The 25321-nt window shown below is 48.6% G+C and carries 19 protein-coding genes; 8 read left to right on the plus strand and 11 right to left on the minus strand.

Annotated features, from left to right (window positions below):
- The first annotated feature begins 4 nt into the window (after positions 1 to 4).
- Together BLR73_RS01350 and gldE are read left to right on the plus strand one after the other, a co-directional pair.
- The gene (locus BLR73_RS01350; protein WP_013063962.1) at positions 5 to 367 is read left to right on the plus strand and encodes a single-stranded DNA-binding protein; all 363 of its coding nucleotides are present in this window, start codon (positions 5 to 7) and stop codon (positions 365 to 367) included.
- Positions 339 to 1655, plus strand: a complete 1317-nt coding sequence (gldE, locus tag BLR73_RS01355; protein ID WP_091858140.1) for a gliding motility-associated protein GldE — start codon at positions 339 to 341, stop codon at positions 1653 to 1655. Before BLR73_RS01350 ends, gldE begins: the two co-directional genes overlap by 29 nt.
- 78 nt (positions 1656 to 1733) lie before the next feature.
- Here gldE and BLR73_RS01360 read toward each other — a convergent pair whose 3' ends face one another.
- Positions 1734 to 2999 (minus strand): clostripain-related cysteine peptidase, encoded by a 1266-nt coding sequence (locus tag BLR73_RS01360; protein WP_176763585.1) that lies wholly within the window; start codon positions 2997 to 2999, stop codon positions 1734 to 1736.
- A gap of 97 nt (positions 3000 to 3096) precedes the next feature.
- Here BLR73_RS01360 and BLR73_RS01365 point away from each other — a divergent pair, with 97 nt between their 5' ends.
- Complete coding sequence (locus BLR73_RS01365) at positions 3097 to 3993, plus strand: glycoside hydrolase family 25 protein (protein WP_369793393.1); 897 nt, start codon at positions 3097 to 3099, stop codon at positions 3991 to 3993.
- Here the strand turns inward: BLR73_RS01365 and BLR73_RS01370 are convergent.
- From BLR73_RS01370 to BLR73_RS01385, 4 genes are read right to left on the minus strand one after another with little or no spacing between them, the layout of a single operon-like run.
- Positions 3958 to 4767, minus strand: a complete 810-nt coding sequence (locus BLR73_RS01370) for a hypothetical protein (RefSeq protein WP_013064227.1) — start codon at positions 4765 to 4767, stop codon at positions 3958 to 3960. The genes BLR73_RS01365 and BLR73_RS01370 overlap by 36 nt on opposite strands.
- Positions 4764 to 6038 carry a Na+/H+ antiporter NhaC family protein gene (locus BLR73_RS01375; protein ID WP_013063488.1) on the minus strand — a complete coding sequence of 425 codons (1275 nt, stop codon included), beginning with the start codon at positions 6036 to 6038 and terminating at the stop codon, positions 4764 to 4766. Before BLR73_RS01375 ends, BLR73_RS01370 begins: the two co-directional genes overlap by 4 nt.
- On the minus strand, positions 6035 to 7528 hold the full coding sequence (locus BLR73_RS01380; protein WP_033150864.1) for a UxaA family hydrolase: 1494 nt from the start codon (positions 7526 to 7528) through the stop codon (positions 6035 to 6037). Before BLR73_RS01380 ends, BLR73_RS01375 begins: the two co-directional genes overlap by 4 nt.
- Positions 7529 to 7554: 26 nt before the next feature.
- A complete protein-coding gene (locus tag BLR73_RS01385; protein ID WP_033150863.1) occupies positions 7555 to 8622 on the minus strand; it encodes a LacI family DNA-binding transcriptional regulator in 1068 nt (355 codons plus the stop codon).
- Positions 8623 to 8822: 200 nt separating this feature from the next.
- Here BLR73_RS01385 and BLR73_RS01390 point away from each other — a divergent pair, with 200 nt between their 5' ends.
- Genes BLR73_RS01390 through BLR73_RS01410 form a run of 5 tightly spaced genes read left to right on the plus strand, consistent with a single transcriptional unit; the run spans position 8823 to position 15062 of the window.
- Positions 8823 to 9845 carry a sugar kinase gene (locus tag BLR73_RS01390; protein ID WP_013065722.1) on the plus strand — a complete coding sequence of 341 codons (1023 nt, stop codon included), beginning with the start codon at positions 8823 to 8825 and terminating at the stop codon, positions 9843 to 9845.
- Between the two features lie 30 nt (positions 9846 to 9875).
- Complete coding sequence (locus tag BLR73_RS01395; RefSeq protein ID WP_033150862.1) at positions 9876 to 10544, plus strand: bifunctional 4-hydroxy-2-oxoglutarate aldolase/2-dehydro-3-deoxy-phosphogluconate aldolase; 669 nt, start codon at positions 9876 to 9878, stop codon at positions 10542 to 10544.
- A gap of 60 nt (positions 10545 to 10604) precedes the next feature.
- Positions 10605 to 13784 carry an ATP-binding protein gene (locus tag BLR73_RS01400; protein ID WP_091858146.1) on the plus strand — a complete coding sequence of 1060 codons (3180 nt, stop codon included), beginning with the start codon at positions 10605 to 10607 and terminating at the stop codon, positions 13782 to 13784.
- A complete protein-coding gene (locus BLR73_RS01405) occupies positions 13766 to 14485 on the plus strand; it encodes a DUF5932 domain-containing protein (protein ID WP_091858149.1) in 720 nt (239 codons plus the stop codon). Before BLR73_RS01400 ends, BLR73_RS01405 begins: the two co-directional genes overlap by 19 nt.
- Positions 14475 to 15062, plus strand: a complete 588-nt coding sequence (locus BLR73_RS01410; protein ID WP_073042441.1) for an AbgT family transporter — start codon at positions 14475 to 14477, stop codon at positions 15060 to 15062. Before BLR73_RS01405 ends, BLR73_RS01410 begins: the two co-directional genes overlap by 11 nt.
- 6 nt (positions 15063 to 15068) lie before the next feature.
- Here the strand turns inward: BLR73_RS01410 and BLR73_RS01415 are convergent, their stop codons facing one another.
- The 6 genes from BLR73_RS01415 to BLR73_RS01440 all read right to left on the minus strand — a co-directional run bounded on the left by BLR73_RS01415 (position 15069) and on the right by BLR73_RS01440 (position 25265).
- The gene (locus tag BLR73_RS01415; protein WP_176763586.1) at positions 15069 to 16136 is read right to left on the minus strand and encodes a glycoside hydrolase family 43 protein; all 1068 of its coding nucleotides are present in this window, start codon (positions 16134 to 16136) and stop codon (positions 15069 to 15071) included.
- Positions 16137 to 16204: 68 nt separating this feature from the next.
- A complete protein-coding gene (gene feoB / locus BLR73_RS01420; protein WP_091858156.1) occupies positions 16205 to 18631 on the minus strand; it encodes a ferrous iron transport protein B in 2427 nt (808 codons plus the stop codon).
- A gap of 96 nt (positions 18632 to 18727) precedes the next feature.
- The gene (locus tag BLR73_RS01425) at positions 18728 to 19429 is read right to left on the minus strand and encodes an ABC transporter ATP-binding protein (RefSeq protein WP_013064916.1); all 702 of its coding nucleotides are present in this window, start codon (positions 19427 to 19429) and stop codon (positions 18728 to 18730) included.
- Between the two features lie 7 nt (positions 19430 to 19436).
- Complete coding sequence (gene secA, locus BLR73_RS01430; RefSeq protein WP_091858158.1) at positions 19437 to 22829, minus strand: preprotein translocase subunit SecA; 3393 nt, start codon at positions 22827 to 22829, stop codon at positions 19437 to 19439.
- A gap of 94 nt (positions 22830 to 22923) precedes the next feature.
- Positions 22924 to 24087 carry an alkaline phosphatase family protein gene (locus BLR73_RS01435; RefSeq protein WP_143010856.1) on the minus strand — a complete coding sequence of 388 codons (1164 nt, stop codon included), beginning with the start codon at positions 24085 to 24087 and terminating at the stop codon, positions 22924 to 22926.
- Positions 24084 to 25265 carry an Lnb N-terminal periplasmic domain-containing protein gene (locus BLR73_RS01440; RefSeq protein ID WP_233456435.1) on the minus strand — a complete coding sequence of 394 codons (1182 nt, stop codon included), beginning with the start codon at positions 25263 to 25265 and terminating at the stop codon, positions 24084 to 24086. The genes BLR73_RS01435 and BLR73_RS01440 overlap by 4 nt, the downstream gene beginning before the upstream one ends.
- Positions 25266 to 25321 lie beyond the last annotated feature (56 nt).

Genomic DNA, 25321 nt, shown 5'->3' on the forward strand with positions numbered 1-25321 from the left:
TATTATGAATAAGGTAATGCTTATTGGCAATGTTGGCCAAGACCCCGAAGTAAGATATGTTGACCAAGGTGTAGCAGTTGCTCGTATCAGATTAGCAACAACCGAACGTGGTTATACGCTGCAGAATGGCACACAGGTGCCCGATCATACTGATTGGCATAATGTAATTCTTTGGCGTCGACTGGCTGAGATTGTAGAGAAATACGTACATAAGGGAGATAAGCTTTATATAGAGGGCCGCATCCGCTATACTACGTACGATGACAAACAAGGTCAGCGTCGCTATGCCACCGAGATATGGGCGGATAATATGGAAATGCTTTCACCAAAATCAGACAATGGACTATCTTCAACAAATCCTGAGTGAAGTAACTGTCACAGCACCAACCATGGGTGCTGTGATAGCTATTATAATAGCAGGTTTACTTCTTTTGTTTTCCGGTTTTGCCTCTGGCTCTGAAATTGCATTCTTCTCACTGTCGCCTAACGATTTGAATGAGCTGAACGACGAGAAGAACGATTCGGATAAAAATATTCTTCAATTACGCGAGGATTCGGAGCGTACACTGGCTACGATACTGATTACTAACAATCTGGTAAACGTAACCATTATCATGCTCTGCAACTATTTCTTTGCACATGTAGTGGATTTCGGCGGTGCCTATTGGCTGCAGTTTGTAGTCATTACTGTATTGCTCACATTCCTGCTGTTGCTGTTTGGCGAAATTATGCCAAAGGTTTATGCAGGTCAGCGTGCCTTATCTTTCTGCCGTAGGGTAGCAGGTAGCATCATGGTGCTGCGCAAGTTGTTCTATCCATTATCATCGGTACTCATCCGCTCGGGTATCATCGCCGAGAAGGTGGTACAGAAGGAGAATCGTGCACTGAGCGTAGACGACCTGGAGCAGGCTCTGGAACTTACCGATAAAGAGGAGTTGAAGGACGAAAAGAATATGCTTGAGGGTATTGTGCGCTTTGGCGATGAAACTGCCAAAGAGGTAATGACCAGTCGTCAGGATGTGGTTGACCTCGACTTTAGTCTGCCTTTCCCCGAAGTATTGAAATGTATTATCGAGAATAATTATTCGCGTATTCCTGTTTATCAGGATACCATTGATAATATCCGCGGTATCCTTTATATCAAGGATTTGCTGCCACACCTGTCAAAGCCTGCCACTTTCCGTTGGCAGTCATTGATACGTCCACCATACTTTGTACCAGAGACAAAGAAAATCGACGATTTGCTGCGCGATTTCCAGGAGAACAAGGTACACATTGCTATTGTGGTAGATGAGTTTGGCGGTACTAGCGGTATTATTACGCTCGAGGATATCCTGGAGGAGATTGTAGGCGAAATTAATGACGAGTACGACGAGGAAGAGAAGTCGTACACACGTATTAATGCCAACACCTATATATTCGAGGGAAAGACCTTGCTAAGCGATTTCTACAAGATTCTGGATATCGATGATGAGACATTCGAAGATGTTGAGGGTGATGCCGATTCGCTGGCAGGACTGCTGCTTGAGATTAAGGGTGATTTCCCTGAGCTGCACGAGCGTTTGGACTACAAGAACTACACCTTCGAGGTTACGGAGTTAGATGGTCATCGTATTTCGAAGATTAAAGTTGTAATCCATGAGAATATTTCCTAAGTACTTTTCATATGCAAAGTACCTAAAGCGCAAAAATTCTTCAGGTACTTTGCAAAAACATCTATTTTAGCAATCTTTCTACCAGCCGTATTTGCTCCAGTTCACGCTATAATACCATTGGTAGTTTTTTATGCGTGTATTGAATTTGTAGTTAAAATTATCGTATCCCTGCTGAGGGAAATACATGCTCAGGCCTCCCCACATAGCGTTGTTATCAGGAAAACTATCAAAGCTATTATAAAGAGTATTATAAACTGTTTGCCATTTGGTTGATACGAGAGAGTAGGGCACAGCCTTATTATATGTCGTCAACCATTGGGTATAATCACTTACTGAAGCATATTTGTAGAATACCGACGACATATCGTACATCACCTTCATATCGGTGTAAGTAGTACTTGCAAAGTAGAATGGCAACTTAGAGAGGTCTAATACCGCAGGACTGGTTATTTCCGAAGAAATGGTAGCCAGGATCTGATTTGTGGCCTGAGCCAATGATTCCATCTCTGAGAGTTTTACTGCCGACATAGGTACACTGTATCCATCTAAGTTCAAGTAATCATAAGTACTTGAATTATAAGCATCAAGATAGAAATCGTAATATATATCGCAGATATTCTGATAGAAAGAATTTGAGTTAGAGAAAAGCGACGACATGATCCTATCATATGGTGCACCAGCGCCAGGAATCTCGGCAGGCGAACCAATCAGATAATCAGCTGCATTACGGAGTTCGTAGGCACTCTCTACACACATAAAGCAACAGCAGTCGGCAAAGATATACTTAAACTTTGGCATATCCTCGAGCGCTTTAGCCATCTGCGTAATATTCAAGGCCTTTCTACCGATATACGATTCATATCCGTAATCGTAACCATAGGCTCTGGTTCGCTGAACATTGGCAACAGAATCGGCATCTACTGCCCATCCTGTAGCATGGCCCCAGAGTACTAGGCCATAATCCTTCGACGGATAGTTATCTATCGTCCATTGTATTACTTCACGGAATTTACTGGGATCGCTGGCAGCAAATTCGCTGTTATATTGATACAGCACCTTTCTTTTACCTTTTGCAATCTCAATAATATGTGGCGGATTGGTTGTTCCTACCGAATCGATAAATACAATCAGATGCTGGTTATCGTTCAACTGATACGAGCCCTCGTCCATCTCCAGCAAATCATCAGCCATAAAGCCGCTTGTTGTCAGGTCGTTCTCGCCTGACATATATACAAGTACAGTTCGGTCGTAAACCGTTGGTTCAGGTGTAGGTTCCGGATCGTCTTTTTTATTACACGAGCATAGTAACGCTATCCCTAAAAGTCCTATAATAATCTTATGCATAAAATCAAATTTTGCGGCAAAGTTACAAAGAAATATGTAATATCCTACATTTTTATTTGTTTTTTTAGTATCTTTGCATCGCAAAACAAGGATTATAATGAAGAAACTATATATATTGCTGACATTATGCATGTTAATGCTCGGCGCCAACGACGGATTTGCTCAACGTTCAAGATACAACAAACACCACTCTAAGCACAGAACACAGAGAGTGGTGAGCAAGCATAAAAAAGGTAAGAAAACAAAGAAACGTGCGGTAGCCCAATACCGTCCTGATCCACGTTTGCTTACCGATCCTAATTACGATCCATTCTTACAATGCGAGGATACGTGCAGCCATGTGCATGGTATCGACCTGTCGCATTACCAGGGCGAAGTATTCTGGGAGACAGTAGGCGAGAACACCAAGATGGCTTATGTGTATCTGAAAGCTACCGAGGGAGGCGACCGCATAGATGCCCAATACGAGCGCAATATCGACTTAGCCCACCGCCACGGACTGAAAGTTGGTTCCTATCACTTCTTCCGTCCTAAAACGCCTGTATTGACTCAGCTTGAGAACTTTATGACTCAATGCCGACCAGGCGAACAGGACCTGATACCGATGATTGATGTTGAGACCACAGGCGGACTATCATCTGAGGAATTCTGCGATTCGCTGTATGCTTTTCTGGATTTAATCGAAGAAGCCTATCATCAGCAACCACTGATATATACGTTCCGTAACTTCTACAATAAGCATCTTGTAGGCAAGATTAATGATTACAAGCTGATGATTGCGATGTACACCGAAGAAGAGCCCGTATTGGCCGACGGACGCGATATCACCATGTGGCAATACACCAGTCATGGACGCATTGTAGGTATCCGTGGAAGCGTGGATAAAAGCCGATTCATGGGCAATCATGGATTGCGCGAAATCAGGTTCAATCACATACGCCATGTAGGGAAGAATGTATCATTCTTCGATATGCGTAAGCGAATGGGCAAATGATGCAAAGAAATTGGTAAATGCCTCTGAAGGTATGAAACGCATATATCGGGCAGAGCGCTTGATATGATTAATCAAGGCACCGCCGTTGCTGGTGTGTACAAAAATACTATCCGAGCCTTGTGAGAAATAAAAGTCCTGACGGATATTAGTATATTCGGCCAGTTCCTTTGCTACAACAATTGTTTTGCGGTCGGCATCACTTTCGGCAAAAGGAATATCCTTTGCTTCCAAACCAAACAAATCCATCAGCAGTGTAGCCTCAAGCTGTGCCATCTGCTCAAAATGCAATTTCTTCAGCCAGCTACCCAACACCTCGTAATCCGCTTTGCTATTGTTTGCACGAAGCGTCAAACCTAATTCAATCAGCAGTTTCAAAGGCAGACCCTCGTTCAAGATTCTTCGTGCTATACTGATAATACGGATTAACATTCTACGCGTATTAATATCCGACTGTTCATCGTCGAGAATATTCTGCAGCTGTCGGTTCAGCAAAGGATTAGTCAACTTATCGGGGCGCAACAGTTCATCTTCGTCGTTATCCTCATCGTTCTCTTTAGCCGTAAGCCATTGTTTCCACTGCGCATCGGTTAAATGAAGAGCGAACTGATCCTGACAGCTCTTAAGACCTTGATATACATACGACTGAACACTATGCACAGTGGCAAGCTGATACAGTTTGTTCCATTTATGTACCGACATCGGCTCCAGCACCTCAGTTGTCTGGAAAGCACCACATCGAAGTAGTCTGAAAAAGTTTCGCTGAATAATATTCATGAGTATCTTTTGGGATAACGCAGTAAGATAGATAGAATGGCTACAATACCCAGTGCAAATGGGTAGTAAAGATAGGGTAGGATGGCAACAGGATTAACCGATGCCAAACCAGCTGCAATCAGCAACTGAGCACCATAAGGTATCAACCCCTGAACCGTACATGAGAATGTGTCTAATATCGAGGCACACTTCTTATTATCTACACCATAGCGATCGCCAATTTGTTTGGCGATATCGCCTACAGTCAAGATGGCAACCGTGTTATTAGCAGTACAAACATCTACCAGCGATACCAGTGTGGCAATACTCAGTTCAGCACCGCGCTTACTGCTAACACGACGTGTAAGCATATTAATGATAAAGTCGATACCGCCTTGCTGTTTAATCAGCTCAAGCATACCGCCTGCCATCATCGTTACAATAATCAGCTCGCCCATCGACATGATACCGTCGCCCATGGCGCCAAACCATCCATAGATATCGAAAGAACCTGTAAACATGCCAATGATACCACACAGCACGATACCTATAGTTAATACAGCCATCACGTTCATGCCGCATACAGCCGTTACAAGCACCGTTAAGTAAGGTATTACCTTTACCCATTCAACAGCCGGAATCTGCTGTGGAGCAATGGTATCCTGACCAAGGAAATAATAAACAACCAGTATCACCAATGCAGCAGGCATCACAATAAATGCATTAACCCTGAACTTATCGCTTAACCGGCATCCTTGCGTTTGGGTAGCCATAATGGTGGTATCGGAGATAAACGACAAATTATCGCCAAAGAACGAACCACCCACAATAATAGCGGTCATCATAGCCAAGTCGGCCCCTGTTTCCTGGGCCAGACCTACGGCAATGGGCGTCAGGGCTGCAATAGTACCCACGCTTGTTCCGATAGAAAGCGAGATAAAGCAGGCTGCCAGAAACATACCCGCAAATATCATCTGTGGTGGTAGCAGACTTAATGCCAGATTAACGGTAGCATCGATACTACCCATCTGCTTGGCAGAATGCGCAAAGGCACCTGCTAACACAAATATCCAAATCATCAGCATCATCTGTTCGGTGGCGGCTCCACGGCTATAGCTGTTGATTCGGTGCATCAGTGGCCTACCGGTAAATACAGTAATGGCGTAGATGCTCGAAACCATAAAGGCTACAGTAATGGGAATCTTGTAAAAGTCACCAGCAATGATGCTGGTGACTAAGTAGAATAAGATAAACACCACGATGGGTGATAATGCGATGATTCCTTTCTTCACAGTGTTACACCGTTTTTAAAGATTGATATTTCACGATAATCGTTCTCTTCGTTCTTGGCTTTCTCGCCACTTGCCACAGCCAATACCTTGTCGATAAACTCAGGAACCAGCTCCTGCATGGTACGACCCTCGATGAGCTGACCTGCCGAGAAGTCAATCCAGTTCTTCTTACGCGAAGCCAGATCAGGATTGGTGGCAATCTTCATGGTTGGTACAAATGTGCCGAATGGCGTACCGCGACCAGTAGTAAACAATACCAGATGACAACCACAAGAGGCGAGAGCAGTAGCTGCTACCAAATCATTACCAGGAGCCGAAAGCAGGTTCAAGCCTGGGTTCTGCAGTCTGTCGCCATATTCCATCACACCGCTCACAGGGGCTTTACCACACTTCTGTGTGCATCCCAGCGCCTTATCCTCGAGGGTTGAGATACCACCAGCCTTGTTACCAGGACTTGGGTTCTCACCAACAGGTTCACCATGCGACAGGAAATAGTTCTTGAAGTTATTAATCATCGAAACTGTCTGGTTAAACAGTTCTTCGGTTGTACAACGATTCATCAGGATAGTCTCGGCACCAAACATCTCGGGCACCTCGGTCAATACCGATGTACCACCCTGAGCTACCAGCCAGTCAGAGAATTCGCCAACCAGTGGATTAGCGGTGATACCAGAGAATCCGTCGGAACCACCACACTTCAAACCTACACGCAGTTTGCTAACAGGCACTTCGGTACGCACATCCTTGCTGGCCAGCTGATACAGTTCGCGCAGCATTTCCATACCAGCCTCCATCTCATCGTCGACACGCTGGGTTACCAGCAGCTTGATACGATCCTTATCATAATCGCCCAGCATCTTCATGAAGTCCTCGGGCTGATTGTTCTCACAACCTAAGCTCAGCACCAATACGGCACCAGCATTGGGGTGCAAGCAGATATCACGCAGCACCTTACGAGTGTTCTCATGATCCTCCGACAACTGCGAACAACCATAGTTATGATGCCAGGCATAGATAGCATCCACACCCTGCTCGTTGGTTTCTTTCTTCAACTCCTTAACCAGACGTTCGGCAATACCATTCACACAACCAACGGTGGGCACAATCCAAATCTCATTACGGATACCCACGTCGCCATTCTTACGTACATAGCCCTTAAAGCTACGGTTGTCATTTTTGATATTAAGCTGCTCGTTTACAGGATTATATGTATACTCGAGAGTACCAGCCAGATTGGTCTTCAGATTATTCTCGTTCACCCAGTCGCCAGCCTTCAGATCCTGCATAGCGTGACCGATGGGATAGCCATATTTGATAATGTCGGCACCAGCTGCCACGTCCTTTATCAGTACCTTATGGCCTGCTGGTGTATCCTGATTCACGGTAATCTGCTTACCATCTACTTCAATAATCTCTCCTTTCTTTTTGGGCTGTAAACAAACCACTACCGAATCGGCAGGGTTAATCTTTAAAAATGTAGCTTGTTCCATTCTTTTATTTACTGTTTTGTTTTAGTTTATATTGCTGTTCTACGATAGAAATCTACGTTTTCCTTGGTCAGGATCTCGATAGGCATGTAATTCACGGGATTCACGGCACGCTTCATCACGATAGCGTTAAACAGTGCATCAACACTAGCATATCCCTGCTGGTAAGCATGCTGGGCTATCAGGAACGAAATGCTGCCTTTACGTACACACTCCTCGTTCTTAGCCACCATATCGTATCCCATAATCTGCACATTACGACGATTACTCTTCTGCAGGAACTCACCAACGATGTGAGCCTTCGAGTTAAAGGTGATACAATGATGTACGTGAGGGTGGGTAGAGAAGAACTTCTCCAGAATACCATCGTAATCCTTGTGATCCTCATCCAGAGGCAGATCCACTTCGGTAATCTTAATCTTAGGGAAGTGATCGACCATATAATGGCGGAACCCTGTCTCACGGTTAGCCTGCTGCTTAGAACCCACGATACCATCGCGTGTCTGCTTCATCAGGGCAATCTCCTTTTCCTTATTGGCAATCAGCATCAGCATCTTAGCTGCGAAATAGCCACTGGCAAACGAATCCTGACCGAAGAACGACAGTGGTTTCAAATCAGGCATATACGAGTCGAGCAGCACATAGGGGATATTTCTTTCGATTAGTTTTTCGGTAAAACGGGCAGTCTGCTCCAATGTGGCTGGTACGATAATCACGCCATCAATCTTGGCGGTAAATAATTCGCGAACCATCTTGGTGAATGCAGGTGGATTGAATCGCTCATAATAAATGAACTTGAGCTTGATACCAAAGTCGCGACGGAATTCGGTACAAGCCATTGCACCTTCCTCAATCTCATCCCAGTAAGCTTCCTGCTCGTGCTTGGGTAAAACACAATAGAAGGTATATTCCTTATTATATGCCAAAGCCGAGGCATACATATTTGGACGGTAGTCCATTTCCTCCAGAGCTTTGTTTACCTTTTCCAATGCTGCTTTAGACACATTAGGACGATTGTGAAGCACACGGTCAACGGTACCCGTCGACACTCCTGCGCGTGCAGCAATATCCTTAATCGTAATATTCTCCTTTGCCATAATCTCAGATTTTTGTGCAAAGGTACAAATAATTTCTGATTTTCCAAATTTCTTAGTCATTTATTTGCTTCGAAATCGTTTCCGTAAGTTTTTTAGCACAAAACCTGCTAAAAATTTGCGTGGCTCAAAAAAACTTCCTATCTTTGCCTCACAAACGAACAAAATAAGTTGAAAATATATCAAAAAAATCAAACAAAGCAATGGCAAAAATTGTAACTTTGGGCGAAATTATGCTTCGCCTCTCGCCTCAGGGCAACGACCGTTTCATTCAGAGTGAGTCATTCCGCATCATCCCTGGTGGTGGTGAGGCTAACGTAGCAATTTCGGTGGCCAACTACGGTCACGAGGCTTACTTCGTATCTAAGTTGCCTAAGCACGAAATCGGACAGATTGCAGTTAACGCACTTCGTCGTTATGGTGTAAACACCCAGTTCGTTGCTCGTGGTGGCGACCGTGTAGGTTTGTACTATGCTGAGACAGGTGCTTCAATGCGTCCATCAAAGGTTATTTACGACCGTGCTCATTCTTCAATCGCCGAGGCCGATCCTTCAGATTTCGATTTCGACGCTATCATGGAGGGTGCTGCCTGGTTCCACTGGAGTGGTATCACCCCAGCTATCAGCGATAAGGCTGCCGAGCTCACCAAGCTGGCTTGTGAGGCTGCAAAGCGCCATGGTGTAACAGTATCAGTTGACCTGAACTTCCGTAAGAAGCTGTGGACCAGCGAGAAGGCCATTTCAATCATGCGCCCATTGATGAAATATGTTGATGTTTGTATTGGTAACGAAGAGGATGCTGAGCTTTGTCTCGGATTCAAGCCCGATGCTGATGTAGAGGGTGGTCAGACCGATGCAGCCGGTTACGAGGGCATCTTCAAGCAGATGATGCAGGAGTTTGGTTTCAAGTATGTTGTTTCTACACTCCGCGAGAGCTACAGCGCAACCTTCAATGGTTGGAAGGCTCTTATCTATAATGGTAAGGAGTTCTACCAGAGCAAGCGCTACGAGATTAATCCAATCATCGACCGTGTTGGTGGTGGCGACTCTTTCTCAGGTGGTTTGATTCATGGTCTGCTCACCAAGGCTACTCAGGGCGAGGCTCTCGAGTTTGCTGTTGCTGCTTCGGCTCTGAAGCACACTATCAATGGCGACTTCAATCTGGTATCAGTTGACGAGGTTGAGAGTTTGGCTGGTGGTAATGCCAATGGACGTGTACAGCGTTAATTGTAAATTGAAAATTGAAGATTGACAATTATGGCAAAGTTTGATAAATTGCAGGTGATGGCAAAGATTGCCGCAGCACCTATGGTTCCTGTTTTCTATAACAAGGACGTCGAAGTTTGTAAGAATGTAGTAAAGGCTTGCTACGAGGGTGGTGTTCGTGCTTTCGAGTTCACTAACCGTGGCGACTTTGCTCAGGAGGTATTTGGCGAGCTGGTAAAGTGGGCCGATAAGGAGTGCCCTGAGCTGGCTCTGGGTATCGGTTCAGTTGTTGATGCCCCCACAGCAGCTATGTACCTGCAGCTGGGTGCCTGCTTCGTTGTAGGTCCTCTGTTCAACCCCGAGATTGCGCCTGTATGTAATCGTCGTCTGGTTCCATACTGCCCAGGCTGTATGACCGTTAGCGAGATTGGTAAGGCTCAGGAGTTGGGTTGCGACCTCACCAAGGTATTCCCTGGCGATGTAGTAGGTCCTAACATGGTTAAGGGTCTGAAGGCTCCAATGCCTTGGTCGAAGATCATGGTTACTGGTGGTGTTGCTCCTGAGGAGGAGAACCTCACTAAGTGGTTCAAGGCAGGTGTTTACTGCGTTGGTATGGGCTCAAAGCTCTTCCCAAGCGATAAGGTTAAGGCCGGCGATTGGCAGTATGTTACCGATAAGTGCAAAGAGGCACTCGGTTACATCGCTAAGGCCCGTGCTTAATACAATATCATCCCTCTCGCTCCGAAAAAGTGAGCGAGGGGGATTCGTTTTTTAACTAACATGAAATTCTGGCTATTCATATTATCAACCATCTTGATCTCAGCTTGTGCACGCCCTGATAGGCAAGCGGTCGACAAGCTGAATTCTCAATCCTATGCCTATCACTATCGTAATCTCGACTCTACCGAAGCCATTGCACGCCGTTCGTACGAACTGGCAGCCAACTATCCAGCTGGTCGTGCAGAGGCTCTCAACAATATGGCTTTCGTCAACATTGTACGTATGCGTTACAATGATGCCGAACAGCAATTAAACGATGTTATCGAAACAACCGATAACCAGCTGCAGCACCTGATAGCTTACGTTCAGCAGATGCGCCTTTGTCAGCGCCGCTCTAATAACCGTGCTTTCCACGAGTTCCGTGAGATGGCCGACCGTACCATGCAGCGTATCAACGAAGAGCGCAACCAGCTTACCGAGCGCGATGAACGTTTGCTGCTGTATGCCGAAACCGAATATGCCATCGTAAACTCTACCTACTATTATTATGTAGGACTCGAACAGCAGTCGATTGATGCGCTTAATGCCATCAATCCCGAAGAAGTACAGCGCGATACAGCACAGTACCTCAACTATCTGTATAACATCGGTGCCGGTGGTATTATCACACAGGGAACCCAACAGGAGATTAACCAAGAGGAGTTCGATAAGCTGATGCGCTGCTTCCTCACGGCACGTAAAGGCGATTACCCATATTTTGCCGCCAATGCCCTCGAGGCCCTTTCAGAGCATCTGATGGATCCCACATATCGTCGTCAACTGATCGACGATAACCTGCCTGCTTTCAAGTTTATCAATCCCTTAGGGGTAGAAGAGGAGGTTCTGCCAGGTTTCCTGGCCGAGAATGCCTTGAATATCTTTGAGCGCTATGGCGATGTGTACCAGATAGCCGGTGCCTACCGTACGCTGGCATCGTGCTTCCGACAGATAGGCGACTACCGTTCGGCACTTTTTAATCTGGAGCAGGCTCTGTCGGATTCCATCATCAATCAGGCTCCTGATCTGGTGGCATCTATCCGCGAACAGCTCAGTGTGGCTTACGCTGCCATTGATGATAAGCAGCAGAGCGACGAGAACCGCAATTTGTACCTCGACCTGCAGGAGACTACCCGTCAGGACCGTCAGCTCGAGGCCCGTGCCTACCAGTACGAACGACAGCTTACACAGCTTAACCTGATGCTCTTACTCGTTGTAGCGGCCATTATCCTGCTGTTATTCTCGTTGTGGCTGTTTAACTACCTGAACAAGAAGAAATCGCAGCCTGATGAGCCCGATAACCTGTTTGAGCAAAAGAACGAGCAACTGGCTGCCCAGCTGTTGCAGGTTGAGAACAACGAGCGTCGCAACCTGGAGCAGCGTGCCAAGGTGTCGTTGGTATGCAATACCACACCATTCATCGATCGCATCATCCACGAGGTTTCTAGGCTGGAAACTGATAGTTCTAACCGCGAGGAACGATTAACTTATATCCGTGAGCTCATCAATCAGATTAACTCTTACAACGATGTGCTGACGTACTGGATACAGCTACGCCAGGGCGAACTCAGTCTGCACATCGAGAGTTTCCCGTTACAGCCTTTGTTTGATGTGCTGCTTAAGGGACGCACCTCGTTCCAGATGAAGGGCGTAGAACTGAACGTAGAGCCCACAGAGGCCGTTGTAAAGGCCGACCGCGTGCTGACACTGTTTATGCTGAACACCCTGGCCGATAACGCCCGTAAGTTTACCGACCGTGAGGGTAGGGTGAATGTATCAGCCACACAGACTAATGATTATGTTGAGATAGCTGTTGAGGATACTGGTATGGGTATGACTCAGGAGCAGCTTGATCATCTCTTCGATCATAAAATAGTCGAAGGTCATGGCTTTGGATTGCTTAACTGTAAGGGTATCATCGAGAAGTATCGTAAGATCAGTCAGATATTCTCTGTGTGCAAAATTGGTGCTACCAGCAGTTTGGGCAAGGGCTCACGACTGTTCTTCAGACTGCCACGCGGCATAGCCCGACTGATTATTGTGCTGCTGTCGATGCTACCCATGCAGATGCTGGCCCAGCAACCTGAGATTGACGCCTTAGGTATGGCCAGTATCTATTCCGATTCGGCTTACTTCAGCAATATCAACGGCAATTACGAGCGTACACTGCGCTTTGCCGATACCTGTAGATACTACCTGAACCTGCATTACCGTCAGCAAGTACCACGCGGTAGATACCTGATGCGACGGATGGGTAATCCATCGCTGATGCCCCCCGAAATCAAGTGGTTCCATGATAGTGTGAAAACCAACTATCATATTATTCTCGACATCCGTAACGAGAGTGCTGTGGCAGCCCTGGCACTGCACGAGTGGCAGCTTTACAGCTACAACAACCGCATCTACACACAGCTGTTTAAGGAGATGTCGGCCGATAATACATTGGGCGATTACTGTAGAAACATGCAGCAGTCGCAAACCAACAAAACGATAGCTATCATCCTGCTGATACTGCTGATGATATCCATCGTGCCCGCTTATTACCTGCTGTATTACCGTCACCGCCTGTATGACAGGTTCTTACGCGAACAGCAGCGTATTACCGATCTGGAACTGCTCGACGATGAGTTGCGCCGTGCCGAGCTTGACGATAGCAACCTGCATGTATCGAATGCCGTACTCGACAACTGCTTGTCGGCTCTTAAGCACGAAACCATGTACTATCCCTCGCGCATCCAGCAGTTGCTTGATACGGGCGACATGGAATCGTTAGGCGAGGTAACCACCTATTACCGTGAGCTTTACGGTGTTCTGTCGCAGCAGGCCTTACGCCAAACTGAGCGCACCCGCTTGCATCTCAAGCCGTTGCATCATAGTATCCTGGGCGACGAAACCTTGGTGCGCTATCTCTTTGATATCCTGCGCAAACAGGCCGGTGCCAAGCTGCAGCCCGAATATACGCCACGCGATGGCGGTTATATCGAGGTGCGTGTGCCCATGCCTCAACTCAAGCTTACCGAGAGTCAGGCTGCCGATCTGTTCACGCCCTCGAAGGATCATCTGCCTTACCTGCTGTGCCGCCAGATAGTACGCGACCTTGGTGAGGCCACCAACCGCCGTGGCTGCGGTATCTATGCCACTATACAAGACAATACAACAAATATGATTATAACATTACCAAGCGTATGGAAAACTTCAAAGTAATAATAGTAGAAGATGTGCCCCTGGAGCTTAAGGGCACCCTTGGCATCGTGAAGAGTGATATTCCCGAGGCCGAAGTGATTGGAACAGCCGAGAACGAGCAGGCCTACTGGCGCCTCATCAAGCAGCAGAAGCCCGACCTGGTGCTGCTCGATTTGGGTCTGGGTGGTTCTACTACCGTAGGTGTAGAAATCTGCCGCCACACCAAGGAGGTATATCCCGATGTAAAGGTGCTGATTTTTACTGGTGAGATACTGAACGAGAAGCTGTGGGTTGATGTGCTCGATGCTGGTGCCGATGGTATCATCCTGAAGACAGGCGAGCTGCTCACACGTCGCGATGTATCGGCCGTGATGGATGGCAAACAGCTGGTGTTCAACGAGCCTATCCTCGAAAAGATTGTAGAGCGCTTTAAGCGTGCCGTTAGTGGCGAACTGGTTAAGCAGGAGGCCCTGGTAAACTACGAGATAGACGAGTACGACGAGCGATTCCTGCGCCATCTAGCCTTAGGTTTTACCAAGGAGCAGATTACCAACCTGCGCGGCATGCCTTTTGGCGTGAAGAGCCTGGAAAAGCGTCAGAACGAGTTGATTCAGAAGCTGTTCCCCGAGGGTGCCAGCGGTATCAACGCCACCCGTTTGGTGGTACGTGCTTTAGAGCTGCGTATTCTGGATATCGATAATCTCGAAGCCGATGAAGAGTAGTCGTGTATGCATGGGGTTGTTGGTGGCCGAGTGTGTGCTGGTCATCGTGTCGTGGTTGCTCTCCGCAGCCCGTATCGAGGGTGTACGCTCTATGCTCTCATCCGAGGGCATACGCTGGTTCTTTGGCGGGTTCTCCAACATCATTGCCAATCCACTGCTGGCTTGGCTACTGTTAGCACTCATTGCTGGCGGTAGCTTAAAGCAGAGTGGGGTGTTGCGGCATTTCACCGCCAGGGGCGAGGCATCGTTCCGTAACCGTCTGGCACTGCGTGTAGCCATCGTTTTTGTGGTGCTCTACGCCTTGGTTATCTCCATGCTTACCCTGATGCCCCATGCCATACTTCTGTCGTTCAGCGGCCATCTGTTCCCATCGGCATTCAGTCGTGGTCTGGTGCCTATCATCTGCTTTGGCATTACGCTGTTCTCGGTGGTGTATGGTATTATATCGGGCAACAAACAAAAAGGAGAAGATGTGCTCGACATCCTCTCCTATGGTTTACGTCAGGGCTCTTCCCTGATTATCATCTATATCTTTGCTATCCAGCTGTACGCCTCGTTGCGTTTTGTATTCGGATAACAACGATTACTTCAACAGTTTCTCCAGTCGTTTGTACTCCTTCTTAGTCAGGCGCATAAACGATCCGTGCTGTGGCGCTTTCACACCCTCGATATTACGGGGTGAGTGAAAGTTGCGCATGTGCTCGTCGGCCAGGCACAGACGGTAGTTACGTGGGTTCGACGAGTACTCGATGTAGGCAATCACCCAGGTTTTCTGTCCAGGCAACTGGAAGGCGCTAACACCCTCACAAGCCTTGTTGCCCTCAAAGTTCACGTAATCGTCCTCTACCGGCTCGCTCCATGGTCCAGTCAGCTTTGGTGCTGTAGCGGTAAACAAACCGGCCTTACCACCTTCTTTCTTAATCATCATGTGCCACTTCTGGTCGGCCTCAACCCAGTTGATATCGGCATCGATGGTGGCATAGCCCCAATCGAACAGCAGCTTAGGCTGGGTAAGGGTAGTAAAGGTCTCGTCGGCATACGAGTAGTACATGCGGTCGTAATGGTCCTCGCCACGGTTACGCATCGAGTAGTAAACCATATAGCCGCCCTTCTTACCGTTAGGCCATACATAATCCTCGTCCCATACTATCTGTGGTGCCCATACGCGGTTGATGGTACTCCAGTCCTTATATACGCTGGGAGCGTCAGGGTTGGAGAATATCTGTGTACCCTTACGATAGTCGAACGTTACCGACTTCCAGTGAATCAGGTCGTCGCTACGCAGCAGGTCGATACCGTAGTTATCCCAGGTTTCAACCTTACCCAGACGTTTACGGGCACCTACGTTCATATCGGTGCATACCATCAGATAACCTTTGCCATCGTGCTTACGACAGATGTAAGCATCGCGTGTGGCGCCTTCGATACGGGCATGCTCAGCATCGCTGAAGATAGAGTCGCCGTTCAGCAGGTCGTTATAATGAAAACCATCGCGACTCAAAGCATAGGCTGTCCATGCGCGCCCATGATCGTTCATGTGACAATACAGGAATCCATAGTCACCTTTCTGCAGATTTCCTTTCTGGGCATAGCCGATGCTTGGCGTGCCCAGCAAGAGTGCTGCCAATAACCATTGTAATCTTTTCTTCATCGTTAGTAAAATTGTTTTAACGGCGACAAAGATACAAAGAAATATCGAAAGTACCAAATTTATTCTACTTATATCAGCAAACTGCCAATCTGGAACACCAGCATACTGGCTATCCAGGCCACTACAGTGGTGTAAACGGCTGCAAAGCTGGCCCAGCGCCACGAGCCTGTTTCGTGCTTGATGGCGGCAATGGTAGCTATACAGGGGAAGTACAGCAGAATAAATATCAGGTAGGCATAGCCTGCCAGTGGGGTGATACCCTCGTTCAGCATCATCTGGCGCAGACGGGTGTATTTCTCGGTGTCGTCGCTAAAGCTGTCGTCGTCGCCAAAGCTGTCGTCGCCGCCAAAGCTGTCGTCGCCACTATACAGTACGCCGATGGTAGAAGCCACAATCTCCTTGGCACCTACACCAGCCAACAGCGATACGTCCAGTTTCCAGTTAAAGCCCTGTGGGGTGAAGATGGGCTCGATGGTTTTACCCATGCGTCCGATATAGCTCTGCTCCTGCTGCTGTTCGCGTGGCAGGTCCTCGTTATGTGGGAAGTAGCCCAATGCCCATACAATGATACTGGCCACCAGGATAATGCCTCCCATCTTCTTCAGGTATTCCTTACCTTTCTCCCAGGTATGGCGCCAGATGGCCTTTGGTGTTGGCCAGCGATAAGGTGGCAGCTCCATCACAAATGGTGTGTCCTCGCCCTTGATAACAAGCGATGAGAAGATTTTGCTGACAACTACCGACACTACGATACCGATGGCATAGAGCGACAGCAATACCCACGAGCGGTACTGCAACGAGAAGAACGTTCCGGCTATCATGATATAGATAGGCAGACGGGCCGAACAGCTCATAAACGGCAGAATCATCATGGTGATGATACGCGAGCGGCGACTCTCGATGGTACGTGTAGCCATCACGGCAGGTACGTTACAGCCAAAGCCCATAATAAGGGGGATAAACGATTTGCCGTGCAGTCCCATCTTGTGCATCAGCTTATCCATGATAAAGGCAGCACGCGCCATATAGCCCGAATCCTCCATCAACGAGATGAAGAAGTAGAGTATCAGAATCTGTGGCAGGAACACGATAACCGAACCCACACCACCGATAACACCATCTACCAGCATGGCCTTCAGTGGTCCGTCGGTCATGCCTTCGCTAATCTTTTCGCCTAACCACTGTACGCCTTCCTCAATCCAGTCCATGGGGTACTGACCGAGTGTAAAGGTAGTCTGGAACATGATATAAAGCAGGAAGAAGAAGATGGGGAATCCCAGATACTTATGCGACAGCAGCCCATCAATCCTATGTGTAGCTTTATAGGTATCTTTCTTATGTCCGGTCTTATAGTCGGCCTCTTTCAGTGCACCGTTAATAAAACCGTACTTGGCGTCCATAATCGCTGTCTCGCTATCGCTGCCTGTCTCTTCCTTTACACGGGCCGATGCCTTATCGCGCTCGGTTGTGAGATGGCGGAAATCCTCTATACGCTGCTCACCAGCCATGTGGTTGCCCAGATACTCCAACACCTGACTATCGTGCTCCAGGAGCTTCAGTGAGAGGTATCGGGTAGAGTAGTGCTGGGTGATATGCTCGTCGGCCTTCAGGTACTTCTGGATATGCGAGATACCGTCCTCGATCTCATGACCGTAGTTGATGTGCAGGTGTCGCGAGAACTTACTGGTACCCTCGTACACCTGGATGACGGCACGGAACAGATCTTTTACGCCCTGTCCGCTCTTAAACGATGTAGGAATCATTGGCATACCAAACAGCGTACTCAGCGTGTCGAGGTTAATCTGGTCGCCACGGCGTTCAAACTCGTCGTACATATTCAGCGCGCACACCATGCGTATGTTCATGTCCACCAGCTGGGTGGTAAGATACAGGTTACGCTCCAGGTTCGACGAGTCGATGACGTTGATGACCACATCAGGCATTTTCTCTGTCAGATGCTGACGAACATACAGTTCCTCGGGCGAATAGCACGAGAGCGAGTAAGTGCCAGGCAGGTCGGTGAGGTTAAACTCGTAACCGAACATCGATGCATGTGCCTCGGTGGCATCCACCGTTACACCGCTGTAGTTACCCACATGACCGTGGGCACCTGATGCATAGTTGAACAGCGAGGTCTTACCACAGTTAGGATTACCCACCAGCGCTACGTTGATGGTACGGCGCTCCTTCATAGCCTCATGACGGATATAATCATCCTCATGGCGATTACTGTCGGTAGCCAGATTAAAGGTAGTAGCCTCGAATGGGGTATCGGCCGACACCACCTCGATGTTATCAGCCTCCTGGTGACGCAGACTCACCTCGTAACCCATCAGCTTGTACTTCACGGGATCCTGTAGCGGAGCGTTAAGCAATACCTCAACCTCCTGACCACGAATAAAACCCATTTCGATGATGCGCTTACGGAATCCGCCGTGTCCCAGCACCTTAACTATTATACCTTTTTCGCCTGTTTTCAGTTCCGACAGTTTCATAACTTATTTATTTTGAGTGCAAAGGTACGAAAAAAAACTTGCAACCCGATTGCAAAGGTCGCAAGTTTTTATAAAATACCTAAAAATGATGATAGGTTATTCTGTCTCAAAGTAATTTTCGAGTTCGGCACGTGCACTTCCGTCGGCATTGGCCAGATCGCGAACGATGTGCCCTTTCTCCAGCAGCGCAATGCGTGTAGAGATGTCGATGGTGTGTGCCAGGTTATGACTCGAAACCAGAATAGTAGCGCCAGTACGCCTGTTGTACTCGGTAAGCACATGCTTGAGCGTGTTCTGGCTCGAAGGATCGAGGAAGTTGAATGGCTCGTCGAGAATCACCAACTTGGGGTTGTTAAACAGGGCAGAGATGATACCTACCTTCTGTTTGTTACCAGCCGAGAGATTACGAATCAGTTTTTTCTGTCCGAAAATCTCACCGGCAGCGAACTTCTCGAAGTCCTTCAGTCGCTCGTCAACCTCTTCCTGCGTTTTATCAGTAATCTTACCGATAAATGCGAAGTACTCCTCGGGTGTGAGGAAATCGATCAGGAAACCCTCGTCGATGTACGAGCCTGTAGCGGCCTTCCATTCCTCGCTCTGGGCGGGGTTAATGCCATCGAGTGCTACATCACCCTCATCGGGTTTCAGCAGGTCTAACAGCATGCGGAAGAGCGTGGTCTTACCTGCACCATTGTTACCTACGAGGCCGAGAATCTCGCCATCGTTGATTTTGAACTGTTCAATGTCGCAGGCAACGGTGTTGCCAAACGCCTTCTTCAAATGGTTGATTGTAATCATAATCGTATTATACTATTCCTTTACCGTGACAATTCTTGAATTTCTTACCTGAACCACAGGGACATGGATCGTTGCGTCCGGGCAGCTTATCCTTTACGATGGGCTCATGGCTCTGCTGGGCACGTGTGTCGTGCTGTGCAGCGGCCTGCTGGTTGCGGTCAACCAACTGCTCCTCGCTGATATTCTGCTTGCTCTCCACGTACTGCTGGCGCTGTGTGGGCTGCTCAGGAGCTGCCTCCTGTACCTGCTGCTGCATCTCGGGGATACCGCTGCGTGTAAGGATCGAGCAGATACGGTTGTACATATCGTTAATCATCTCGTCCCAAACCTTGGCACTCTCAAGCTTGAAGATCAGCAGTGGATCCTTCTGCTCGTAGCTGGCATTCTGTACAGAGTGCTTCAGCTCATCCAGCTGGCGCAGGTTCTCCTTCCAGCTATCGTCGATGATATGCAGCAGGATGCTCTTCTCAAACTCCTTCACAATGCTCTTGCAATCGCTCTCGTAAGCCTCCTTCAGGTTGCAAGGGATGTTGTACATCTTACGACCGTCGGTGATGGGCACCATGATACGCTCGTAGATCTGTCCCTGAGCCTCGTACACCTGCTTGATGATAGGCTGGGCAACAGTCTGGATACGCTCGGTTTTGCGGTTGAAGTTACCGATGGCAGCCTGGAAGGCATTCTCGGTAAGTACCTCGCGTGGCTGGTTCAGATACTCGTCGCTGCTGAAGGGCACCTCCATCGAGAGGATGTGCAGGAATTCCTCCTTACAGCTCTGGTAATCGGTAGAGTTCTCGATGATATTTACTACGCGGTCCCAGATGATGTTGGCGATATCCATACCGATACGCTCACCCATCAGGGCGTGGCGACGCTTCTCGTAGATCACGGTACGCTGCTTGTTCATCACATCATCGTACTCGATCAGACGCTTACGGATACCGAAGTTGTTCTCCTCAACCTTCTTCTGGGCGCGCTCGATGCTCTTAGAGATCATCGGACTCTCGATCATCTCGCCATCCTTGAATCCCAGACGGTCCATGACCGATGCGATACGCTCAGAGGCGAACAGTCGCATCAGCTTATCCTCGAGTGATACATAGAATACAGATGAACCTGGGTCGCCCTGACGTCCGGCACGACCACGCAGCTGACGGTCAACACGACGGCTCTCGTGGCGCTCGGTACCGATGATAGCCAGACCACCGGCTGCCTTTACCTCAGGCGAAAGCTTAATATCGGTACCACGACCGGCCATGTTGGTGGCAATGGTAACGGCACCCTTACCGTTAGTGCTCTGTCCGGCCAATGCTACGATGTCGGCCTCCTTCTGGTGCAGCTTAGCATTCAGCACCTGGTGGGGGATACCCTCGCGCTTACCGGTCTCAGGGTTCACATACATATCAAGCATACGGCTCAGCAACTCTGAAATCTCCACCGATGTGGTACCAATCAGTGTTGGACGGCCCTGATTTCTCATCTTTACTACTTCCTCGATTACAGCCTTGTACTTCTCGCGAGCGGTCTTGTAAACGCGGTCGTCCTGGTCGTTACGGATTACTGGGCGGTTGGTAGGAATCTCAACCACATCCAGCTTGTAGATATCCCAGAACTCACCAGCCTCGGTAGAAGCGGTACCGGTCATACCTGAGAGCTTGTGATACATACGGAAGTAGTTCTGCAGGGTAATGGTAGCGAATGTCTGTGTGGCAGCCTCTACCTTTACGTGCTCCTTGGCCTCAACAGCCTGGTGCAGTCCGTCGCTCCAGCGACGACCCTCCATGATACGACCAGTCTGCTCGTCAACGATCTTCACCTCGCCGTCGATAACCACATACTCGTCGTCCTTATTAAACATGCAGTAAGCCTTCAGCAGCTGCTGCAGGGTGTGCACACGCTCACTCTGTACAGCGTAGTGGCTCATCAGCTCATCTTTCTTATCCAGACGCTCCTGATCGGTGAGTCCGGTCTCAGCCTCGAGAGCCGACAGCTCGGTAGTGATATCGGGCAGCACAAACAGCTCGTTATCGTTTACCTGCTTAGCCAGCCAGGCAGTACCCTTATCGGTCAGGTCGCAGCTATTCATCTTCTCATCTACTACGAAGTACAGAGGCTCAACACACTCAGGCATGCGGCGGTTATTGTTCTCCATGTAGATATTCTCGGTATTCTGCATACCAGCCTTGATACCTTCCTCCGAGAGGAACTTAATCAGTGGCTTGTTCTTAGGCATGGCCTTGTGCGAACGGTAGAGCGACAGGAAACCGGCATCCAGCTTCTCCTGTGCCTCTTTCTTGTTGCCAGCCTCCATCAGCTTGTTACCCTCGGTAATCAGGGTCTTGGCGTCGGCCAGATACTGGGTGGCCAACTGGCGCTGAACACCTACCAGCTTCTCAACCAGTGGCTGATACTCCTCGAACATCTGATCGTCGCCCTTGGGGATAGGACCAGAGATAATCAGAGGTGTACGGGCATCGTCGATCAATACTGAGTCGACCTCATCGACGATGGCGTAGTTATGTGCGCGCTGTACCAGATCGGCAGGCGATACGGCCATGTTATCACGCAGATAGTCGAAACCGAACTCGTTGTTGGTACCGAAGGTGATATCAGCCTGATAAGCCTTACGACGGGCCTCAGAGTTAGGCTGATGCTTATCGATACAATCCACGCTCAAGCCATGGAACATATAGAGAGGACCCATCCACTCTGAGTCACGCTTAGCCAGATAGTCGTTCACGGTTACTACGTGTACGCCGTTACCGGTCAATGCGTTCAGGAATACAGGCAGGGTAGCCACCAGGGTCTTACCCTCACCAGTAGCCATCTCGGCAATCTTTCCCTGATGCAGTACAACACCACCAAACAACTGTACGTCGTAGTGTACCATTTCCCACTTCAGGTCGTTACCACCAGCAGTCCAGTGGTTGTGGTAGATAGCCTTGTCGCCATCGATGGTAATAAAGTCCTTCTTAGGATCGCCAGCCAGCTCGCGGTCGAAATCGGTAGCTGTAACAACCACCTCCTCGTTCTCGGCAAAGCGGCGTGCGGTTTCCTTTACGATAGCGAATACCTCGGGCATTACCTCGTTCAGGGCCTGCTCGTAAATCTCCAATACTTCCTTCTCGATCTTATCGATCTGAGCGAAGATATCGGCACGCTCATCGATAGGGGTGTTTTCGATTGTAGCCTTCAGTTCTTCGATACGGGCTTTCTGCTCCTGGGCAGAGTTCTGTACTTGCAGCTGCAGTGTCTTAGTGCGCTGGCGCAGTGCGTCGTTATCCAACTTCTGTACCTCGGGGTAAACAGCCTTTACCTGCTCAACGAGTGGCTGGATAAGCTTCATGTCGCGGCTGGATTTGTCACCAAACAGCGACTTCAATAACTTGTTGAAATTCATATTTAATTTTTATTTTTTTACTTATTGTTGATGTATGTCGTTATAAAACGGCGGCAAAATTACAAAAAAAATTTTTAACCACCAAGCCTTTTTATTAAAAAAGAGGTGTAGCCATACATGCATTGGGGGCACGAATGCGGATTGCCTTCGAAATTGTGGGGGCAATACGCTCTATGCTAACGGGTGCCTGCACCTTCTGTGCGGGTATATCGGCACCATAGAATATAATGGGGAAGCAGGCCAGTGGCTGCTTGGTTTTAAGTTGCTCGTGAGTGTCGTCGTTCTGCATCTGCCAGCCAGGTGCCAACTCTACCTGCAGATCGCCCATGTGGGCCTCGTACAGATGGATGTTTACACGCTTTACGCCTGCCATCTGCAGCAGGAACTCCTTAGCCTTCTGTGTGGCGTCGGACAGGGCGATGCGCTTCTGTTCCAACAGCTGATGATTCAGGTACAGCTGGTTACGGTAGCTGCCCTCAACGTACTTGCCTTGGCCCCACAGGGCACCCAGGTACATGTTCAGCAGGTTGGCAGTGCGGTTGGTATAATATACACCCGTGGGGATGTGATATTTGGCGTATTCATCGGTATTCAGATCGCGATAGCCGGTAGAGGTGAGCACAAACAGGGCGTGCTGCTTGCCCACCATGCGCTGTATCTCAACCACCAGCTTTTGCAGGGCCGATTGGTAATCTTCTTTCTCGTACTGCAGGAATAGCAGATCGGGGACAGAATCTTGCCCAAGTCTTTCTTCAACAACCAGTTGTAAAGCCTTAACCGTCAGGCTGGTAGCATCCTTATTTCTACGATTGTCATCGTTCCATGCCAGGCGGTCCACGTTATGCCCTGCAAGCAGCGCTGCTGTCTCTTTTTTTGCAGCCACGGCGCATACCTTACCGGCACCCTTGGTAGCTATCTTCAGCTCATCGGCCAGGGTAGAAACGGCGATTTCATCGGGGGTAGCCGCTACGGTTTGCAACGACTGACGGTCGAGCCATTTATCGGCCGTAATGGTGTGGTAGAATGGCGATGTGCCTGTTACGACTGACGAAATGGCAGACGACAGGTCAACTTGACTGTAGGGATAGAAACCTTGCTCATAGATTAATCCATCGTCGAACAGAGCGGGATAGTCGGTAAGCAGCTGGTCGATGGTAATATTTACCACCAGCCGGGGGCTTACTCCCTTCTGTTGCTGCGCTTGCGAGCTGAGTGCCAGCATCGTAAGCAGCGTGACGTATAGATATCTATTCTTCATTTCTTACAACGTATCAGCAAACATAGTGCCACAATCCACATACCCTCCGAATAGCTCTGCAGTATGCCACCCAGTCCGTACAGTATCAGCATTACCAGCAGCAGTTTGGTCCACAGGTTGCGCTTGCCTTTGATAACGGCGGGTATAAACACCAGCGCCAGAGGATTGAACAGCAGCAGGTTAAGATTAAGCGATGTAGTGGGGTGCTGCGAGAATATCATCACCGTAAGCACCACGCCTGCCAGGCCCTGGATAGTCATCAGCAGTACGTCCCACCATTTTACTATGCGCTTGCTCTTCCATTCGTACAAACCGATACATACCGATATAATCAGCAGCAGCACGGCCATCTGGGTAGGCGTAAGACCGAAATCGGGCTCAATCACCTGCACACCTGGTGGCACCAGCAGGCGCTGCTCCTTTACCAAGGGGCGGTATTCGCCATCCTTATATATCTGCGCATGCGCAAAGTCGGTCATCAGATTCATAGGCAGGAATTCCTGCTCCTCGCGGGTGGTAGCCAGGTCGGCTTTTACACCCAGCAGCATATCGTTTCCAAACTTCGACCACAGGTGGTTGCGATTGCACTCGCGCACCATCTCGCGGAAGGTTGGCTGATAGTCACTTCGCTCTTCGTAAACTACCTGTCCTTCAATACTTTTCTCGATTACATCTCTAGGTTTGGTTGAACAGTTGTTGTAGAAGAAATTATAGCGATACACGCGGTTCTCTTCCTGCAGGTTTTCGCCCAGCAGGCGCTGCAGGGTACGCTTCTCGTCGTTGGTCAGGTTCAGCACCTGCTCGGTAATGCTGCTGCCCCATTGCTGGTAGTAGGGCCAGAAACGCTCAAAGGGGTAGGCGGCCAGCTCGTAATCGGTTAGTCCGAACACAAAGCGCAGGGCAAAGTATGGCTTACTGAAACTGAACATACCCCAGTTAAACACCAGATCGGTGTCGCCCTGATGCCAACGGATGGCTGCATGACCATACAAACTGTAAATCTCTTCGTGGGGCGAACAGGTCAGTAAACTCACTTCAACCGAGTCCATCGGGTCGATATTCGACTCAACGGCCTCAAAAGCGCCATTTTCGGCATTTGGTGCCGATTGCGCATAAATTGGCGTTATGTAGCTGACACTCAGCAGGATAGCTGCGGTTAGCAGGCTCTTAATTTTCATTTTTAAATGTTTCACGATGCAAAAATAACTTATATTTTCGAAGAAAAAGCCATTTC

It is taken from the genome of Prevotella sp. khp1, assembly GCF_900102205.1.
GTDB classification, from domain to species: Bacteria; Bacteroidota; Bacteroidia; order Bacteroidales; family Bacteroidaceae; genus Prevotella; species Prevotella ruminicola.